The organism is Niveispirillum sp., assembly GCF_017996735.1.
GTDB lineage: Bacteria > Pseudomonadota > Alphaproteobacteria > Azospirillales > Azospirillaceae > Niveispirillum.
Map to the genome: position 1 here is coordinate 59,351 of NZ_JAGOGJ010000026.1, position 7,085 is coordinate 66,435.

The 7,085-nt window shown below is 64.4% G+C and carries 5 protein-coding genes; 4 read left to right on the top strand and 1 reads right to left on the bottom strand.

Annotated elements, in window-relative coordinates; translation table 11 throughout:
• The first annotated feature begins 219 nt into the window (after positions 1-219).
• On the top strand, positions 220-1,677 hold the full coding sequence (locus KBA48_RS10885) for an AMP-binding protein (RefSeq protein ID WP_292906132.1): 1,458 nt from the start codon (positions 220-222) through the stop codon (positions 1,675-1,677).
• A 39-nt stretch (positions 1,678-1,716) separates the two neighbouring features.
• Here the strand turns inward: KBA48_RS10885 and KBA48_RS10890 are convergent, their stop codons facing one another.
• Positions 1,717-2,346 carry a TetR/AcrR family transcriptional regulator gene (locus KBA48_RS10890; protein WP_292906134.1) on the bottom strand — a complete coding sequence of 210 codons (630 nt, stop codon included), beginning with the start codon at positions 2,344-2,346 and terminating at the stop codon, positions 1,717-1,719.
• Positions 2,347-2,616: 270 nt separating this feature from the next.
• On the opposite strand from KBA48_RS10890, the gene KBA48_RS10895 reads away from it, so the two are divergent.
• The 3 genes from KBA48_RS10895 to KBA48_RS10905 form a co-directional block, all read left to right on the top strand.
• Positions 2,617-5,253 (top strand): TonB-dependent siderophore receptor, encoded by a 2,637-nt coding sequence (locus tag KBA48_RS10895; RefSeq protein ID WP_292906136.1) that lies wholly within the window; start codon positions 2,617-2,619, stop codon positions 5,251-5,253.
• An 88-nt stretch (positions 5,254-5,341) separates the two neighbouring features.
• A complete protein-coding gene (locus tag KBA48_RS10900) occupies positions 5,342-6,661 on the top strand; it encodes an MFS transporter (protein WP_292906138.1) in 1,320 nt (439 codons plus the stop codon).
• Positions 6,658-7,085: carboxylesterase family protein (locus KBA48_RS10905; RefSeq protein ID WP_292906140.1), on the top strand; the 428-nt coding region annotated here is incomplete at its 3' end. The genes KBA48_RS10900 and KBA48_RS10905, both read left to right, overlap by 4 nt.

A 7,085-nucleotide genomic window follows, 5' to 3' on the forward strand; every position in this document is an offset into this window, starting at 1 on the left:
GCTGGCAACAGGACCGAACCGCCCCCCATTTCCTATCATTGACGATACATCACCCCCGGCCCCGACCACGGTGCCGGGGTGGTGACGCATGCTGATTTCGCTTTTCATTCATTTACTACTAAGTTAATGAGTTGGCGGTCACGATCCGCCGGCCCATTCGTCCCGACCAGTTCAAAAGAAGGCGCCGCCGGGGAGGATTTCCAGTCAGGAGGTGTCGCAATGTCCAATGACGGTGTCGCATTCAGTTCCATTCTCACCCACCATGCGCGCCGCTCCCCCTCCCGGGCGGCCTTGATTCTGGGTGATGTATCCATTTCCTTTGGCGAACTGGACGCGCGCGCCAACCGCCGCGCACGGATGCTGATGGCACACGGCGTCGGCCATGGCGACTTCGTGACGGTGGCCCTGCCCAATGGCCTGGATTTCTATGAAAGCGTTTTTGCGATCTGGAAGCTGGGGGCGGTGCCCAATATCGTGGCGGCCAAGCTGCCACCCCCGGAAATGGCGGCGATCCTGGAGATTGTCCGCCCCCGGCTGTTTATCGGGACGCCGCCGGGCCATGGCATCACGGCATTGGCCGCCGGGGCTGGCGATCTGGAAAGCTATTCGGCCGACCCGCTGCCGGAGGCGGTTTCCCCTCACTGGAAGGCCATCACCAGCGGCGGTTCCACGGGGCGGCCGAAGGTGATCGTCGATGCCATGCCGGCCCGATGGAATCCGGGGGAGGGGTTCCTGGGCCAGCGTCCCGGTGACGTTCTTCTCAATCCCGGGCCGCTTTATCATAACGCCCCGTTCCATTGCATCTTCATGGGCCTGTGCGTGGGGGCCACCATCGTCGAGATGGGGCGGTTCGATGCGCTGCGGTCCCTGCAATTGATCGACGCTCACAAGGTGAACTGGGTGACGCTGGTGCCGACCATGATGCATCGCATCTGGCATCTGGGGCCGGAGATCCTGTCGGGTTTCACGCTGCCCAGCCTGCGCATGATGCTGCACATGGCGGCCCCCTGCGCCCCCTGGCTGAAGGAGGCGTGGATCGGCTGGCTGGGGAGCGAGCGTGTGCATGAATATTACGGAACGACGGAGGCCATCGGGTCGACCATGATCTCGAGCACGGACTGGCTGGCCCATCGTGGCTCCGTCGGCCGGGTTCGTGACGGTTATGACCTGGCGATTCTGGACGCGGAAGGAGGGCCCAAGCCAACCGGTGAGGTCGGGGAGGTCTATTTCCGGCCCCATGGCGGCGCCGGGTCGACCTATCATTACCTTGGAAGTACGGCCAAGCGTATGGGGGAGTGGGAAGCGACGGGCGACCTGGGCAGTGTGGATGCCGATGGGTATCTCTACCTGTCCGACCGGCGCAACGATCTGATCATATCCGGCGGCGCCAATATCTATCCGGCGGAGGTGGAGGCGGCGCTGGACGCGCACCCGTCCGTCCGGACCAGCGCCGTGATCGGGCTACCCGATGAGGAATGGGGCGCCCGCGTCCACGCCATCGTTCAACCGGTGGCAGGGGAAGCGTTGGCAGAGGCCGAAATCCTGGCCTTTGTCGCTGAACGTCTGGCCCGCTACAAGCTGCCGAAAAGCGTGGAGTTCACAGACGAGCCGCTGCGTGACGAGGCGGGGAAGGTGCGCCGGGCTGCCCTTCGCCAGGCACGCCTGCCGGCCGGTTGAATATACAGGCCGCCCCCTCCCTGCCGGTCGGGGCGGCCGTCATTCCGCCTTTTGTCGCCGCTTGTAAAGCGCTTCGAAGCCGCCGGCCATGAAGGTCACGAACCGTTCACGGGCCGCCTCGTAATCATCGGATGAACAAAGATTATCCGACAACCGGTCGATGCGTCCGGTACGCGACAGGATCAGCGTATAGGCGCCCGACGTGAACTGGAAGCACCAGTACAAATCATCCAGCGGGGCACCTGGCAGGGCCTTTCGCAGGATGCCGACCAGACGGCGAACCGGCGGATCGAAATAGGTGTCCATCTTCTCCGCGCCATAGCCGGGCGCGTTGTTGACCTGGGCGAAGATGCGGCCGAAATTGCGCCAGCCGTCGCCGCCATTGATATAGATGTCGAACGCGCCGTCATAAAAGGCGCGCAGCGCGCCTTCGACGGTGGGGCTGTCACCGGTCGCCGCTTCATATGCATCCAGGGCCGCGGTGCGCGTGGCGACGGTATATTGCACGCGGCGTTCGAACACGGCGTCGAACAACGCCTGCTTGCCGTCGAAGTAATAGTGAATCAGCGCGGGATGGATGCCCATCCTGTCCGCGACATCCTTGATCGTGACCCCGAAATAGCCGAGCTGGGAGAACAGGTCCTCGCTGGTGTCCAGGATCAGTTTCAAGGTCGCCGCCCGCTGTTCCGCGCGCGTTCGGCGACCCGTTGGTTTCGGCTCTGCTGCCATTCCCTCCGGCCTTTCTGACAGGACACGTCCGGCGAAGACGCGATCCATCCGCTCTTTCACGGGAGACGATGGGCGTGGGAACCGCGTCTGGTCAAGCAATCCCAACACAGTACAGAAATTTCATTTACCACTAAATGAATGAACTTGACGCCCCCCGAAGTCCGGGCTATCGCTTGACGAAAGCCAAAACCAAACAAGGGAGGAGTTCGCATGTCAGGGGCCAGGAACGCCGCGCGGCGTATCGCGCTTTCCGGCACATCGGCGGCCGTCATCACGCTGTTGACCACCGGTTCGGTATCGGCGCAGACGGCGGGCGCCACCGGCACCCCGTCCGGCGCGTCCGACAGTATTCTTGAGGAAATCATCGTCACCGGTTCCAGAATCCGGGGCGTGCCGCCGACGGGTTCCAACCTGATCAGCGTTTCCCGACAGGATATCGAGGCGGTCGGCGCCCCCAGCACGCCCGACCTTCTGGCCAGCGTGCCGCAATTGAACAGTTTCAATACCGCGCCGCGTGCCAGCAGCGCCGGTTTCGGCCCCTTCGCCCCCGGCCTGCGCGCGCTGCCCTCCTCTGCGACGCTGGTGATGATGAATGGCCGCCGTCTGGTCGGGGCTGCCGCCAACGATACCAATCCGGATTATCCGCACCTGCCGGGTCTGGCCATCGAACGGGTGGAGGTGGTCGCCGATGGCGCGTCCTCCGTCTATGGCTCCGACGCCATTGCCGGTGTGGTGAATTTTGTCACCCGCCAGCGGTTCTCCGGCGCGGAGGTCGATGTCCGCCACGGGGTGGCCGACCATTATCATTCGACCTATGCCAGCACCCTGGTCGGGGAGAATTGGGGGAGCGGGTCGATCCTGGCGGCTTATCAGTACACGCAGAATGACAATATCAAAGGCTCTGACCGCGATTACCGCGTCCTGGATTTCCGCCCCTATGGTGGCGTCGATACGCGGCTGACCACGTGCCCGGCCCCGAATGTCCTGATCCCGCAGACGGGTGCCATCACCTATGCGGCGCCGGGCTTTGCGCCCAACACGACCAATTATTGCGACAATGGCGCCTCCGTCGACCTTTACCCCCGTACCCGCATGCATAGCGGTTTCGTGTCGGGCCGGCAGGAACTGGGCGAAAATGTCACCCTGTGGGGTGATCTGCTCTATTCGGATCGCAAGGACAAGATCCAGGCGGCGCCGTCGATCCAGGCGCTGACCATCCGCAATACCAATCCGTTCTTCGTGGCCCCGCCCGGCACCAACGCCACGCAGGAGACGGTGCTGTTCCGCACCGACAATCTGTATGGGCGGGACCATGTGATCAACGCCGACCGGGCCAAGGTCGGGAATTCCTCTCTGGGTCTTGATGTCTCCCTGCCGCACAACCTCAATCTCAGCGCCTATGGCACCTTCGGCTGGACGACCAACAGCGCCTTCATCCCCGATGTGAACCCTTATACGCTGGCCGCCGCCGCTGCCGGCACCACGACCGCAACGGCGCTGGACCCGTTCGGCACGCGCACGGCCCCCGCCGTGGTGGCGTCCATCATCGATTATTCGACCAGCGTCACCGTCAAGCAGAAGACGTCCCTGGGTGCAGTCAAGATCGACGGGCCGCTGTTCGATCTGCCGGGTGGGGAATTGAAGTTCGCGGCAGGGGCCGAATATCGCCGGGAAACGTTCGAGCAGCGGGGCTTTGTCGGCGTGTTTCCCGTGCCGGAGAATCTGGGCCGGAACATCTATTCCGTCTTCGGCGAAATCTTCGCGCCCCTTGTCGGGGCCGATAACGAGGCGCCGCTGCTGCACCGGCTGTCGCTGTCCCTGTCGGGACGGTACGACCGTTACAGCGATTTCGGATCGACGACCAATCCCAAGGTCGGCTTCAACTGGGACCCGTTTGCGGGCGTCACGGTGCGCGGCACCTATGGCCGGTCCTTCCGGGCGCCGGGCATGCGTCAGGTCGGGGCCACGGTGGGCGCCTATTATCTGGATGCGGCATCGGCGGCAGTGGCCGCCCGTGATCCGACACGCGGTGCCGATCAGGTCAACACCATCTATTTCCGGGGCGGCAATCGCACCCTGCAGCCGGAAAAGGCCCGGACCTACTCGTTCGGCCTCGACTGGCTGCCCAGCTTCCTGCCGGAGGTGCGGGCCAGCGCTACCTTCTATGACATCCGCTTTACCGACGCGATCGGCGTACCGGCGGCGGCGTTGATGTTCTCCGACCCGACGCTGGCGTCCATCGTCTACCGCAATCCGTCCCCGGCACAACTGGCGAGCCTGCTGGCGCAGGCGACACCGGTCAATCTGCCGACGCCCCTGCCGCAGATTGGCAATCTGCTGGACCAGCGCCTGGGCAATTTCGGTATCCGGGAGACCAACGGCCTGGATTTCGATATCGGCTGGCGCCGGACCACGGATTTCGGGGCGGTGTTTGCGGGTCTCGCCGGCAACTACATCCTGAAGTTCGATACACAATTGTCGCCGGGTGCCCCGGTGTCGGACAGCCTGGATCTGGGGCTGCCCCGGTCGACGGCGCGGGCGTCGTTGGGGGCCGTGGCCGGTCCTGTCGGCGTTATCGGTTTTGTGAATTATCGGGCCGGCGTCAAAAGCACCTACAGCACCCCCACCGGCATCGGCACCTACAAGTCCGATCCCTATACCACGGTCGATCTGCGTGTCACCTGGACCCTGCCCGACAGCGGCATGACGTCCGGCACGCAGCTGGCCTTGCAGGTCAACGACCTGTTCGACAAGAAGCCGCCCTTCTTCCCCGCGACCGACGGTATCGGGGGTAATTACAACCCCATCGGCCGGTTCGTGGCGCTCAACCTGCGCAAGGCCTTCTGATTATATGTCAGGCATCCGGCCGCAGCCGTGCATCATGACGGCTGCGGCCATCCGCGACAGGCCACGCAGCAACCAAGAGCAACAAGCCATGACCCCTGTCCATCCGCCACAGCCGCTGCCCCCATACCCGCCGACCGATGCGCGGGCCTGGTACGTGCTGGGTGCGCTCTGCTTTGTCTATGTGCTGAATTTCCTGGACCGGCAGCTTCTGTCGATCCTGGCCAAACCGATCCAGGATGATCTGGGCGTGACCGACGGGCAATTGGGCCTGATCAGCGGGCTCTATTTCGCCCTGTTCTATTGCACCATCTCCATTCCCGTGGCCTGGCTGGCCGACCGCACCAACCGGGTGAAGGTGCTGTCGATCGCCTGCGCGTTGTGGAGCGCGGCGACAGTGGCCTGCGGCCTGTCATCGACCTATCCGCAACTGGTGCTGGCCCGCATGTCGGTGGGCGTGGGGGAGGCGGGGGGCGTGCCGCCATCCTATGCCATCATCACCGACTATTTCCCGCCGGGCCGGCGGGGGACGGCGCTGGGCCTGTTCAATCTGGGGCCGCCGCTGGGTCAGGCGCTGGGCGTGGCCTTCGGTGCTTCCATCGCTGCGGCCTATAGCTGGCGCAGCGCCTTCATCGTGCTGGGTGTGTTCGGCATCGGGGCGGCGTTCATTGTCTGGACCACCATCCGGGAACCCAGGCGCGGCGGGCTGGACCTGCCGGCACCCGGCACCGTTGCGGACCAGGCGCCGGCCAAGGCCGGTTTCTGGGAAACAGTCGCCATGTTTTTCGGGCGGCGGACCCTGCTTCTGCTGTCCCTGGCCGGTGGGGCGACGCAGTTTGTGACCTATGCCGTGATGAATTTCACGGTCCTGTTCCTGATGCGGGAAAAGGGCATGACCCTGCAGGAGGTGGCGCTTTACTATGCGCTGCTGATCGGCATCGGCATTTCGCTGGGCATGTTTGTGTCGGGCCGGCTGGTCGACCGGTTCAGTGCCCGGTCCAAACAGGCCTATGCCGTGATCCCGGCTGCGGGGCTGGCGGCGTCGGTGCCCTTCTTTGTCGGCTTTGTCTGGGCGCCGGGATGGGAACTGGCATTGTTGTTCCTGATCGGGCCGACCATCCTCAATTATTTCTTCCTGTCGCCGGCCGTCACCCTGGTGCAGGAGGAGGTGAAGCCGCACCAGCGCGTGATGTCGGGTGCGCTGCTGCTGCTGGTCATGAACCTGATCGGGCTGGGCCTGGGGCCCACCTATCTGGGGGCGGCCAGCGATTATTTCCGGGGCACCCATCCCGACAATTCCCTGCAACTCGCCTTCTACACGCTGACGCCTTTCTATTTCATTGCCATCGCGCTCTATCTGCTGTTGGCACGGATGCTGAAGGCCGAAGCGGGCCGGACCGGAGGTCAATGATGCGTATTCTTCGCCACCTTGGTGCCTGCGCCGCCGCCGCGTTGCTGGCCTTTGCCGCCATGGCCCAGGATAATCCCCGGGTCCAGGCCCCCGCTGGCAGCGTGGAGGGTCGTATCATCGGCGACCGGAATGTCTTCAACGGCATCCCCTATGCCCGGCCGCCGGTCGGCCCCCTGCGCTGGAAGGCGCCGGAGCCGCTGCCGCCCTGGCAGGGGGTGCGCGATGCCGGGTCGCCGGGCCTTGCCTGTGTGCAGCCCACCGTGACCGCCGTCAGCGTCTATACCAATCCGCCACCCGCGTCGGGTGAGGATTGCCTGACCCTGAACATCTCGGTGCCCAAGGGGGCGAAGAAGGCGCCGGTCCTGATCTGGATCCATGGCGGCACCCTGTTGAACGGCCGTGGCTTCGGCGCGATGTATGACGG

Excerpts from the sequence above, each read along its gene's own strand:
- KBA48_RS10885 (WP_292906132.1), top strand. The coding sequence starts at position 220 with ATGTCCAATGACGGTGTCGCATTCAGTTCCATTCTCACCCACCATGCG.
- KBA48_RS10895 (WP_292906136.1), top strand. The coding sequence starts at position 2,617 with ATGTCAGGGGCCAGGAACGCCGCGCGGCGTATCGCGCTTTCCGGCACA.
- KBA48_RS10900 (WP_292906138.1), top strand. The coding sequence starts at position 5,342 with ATGACCCCTGTCCATCCGCCACAGCCGCTGCCCCCATACCCGCCGACC.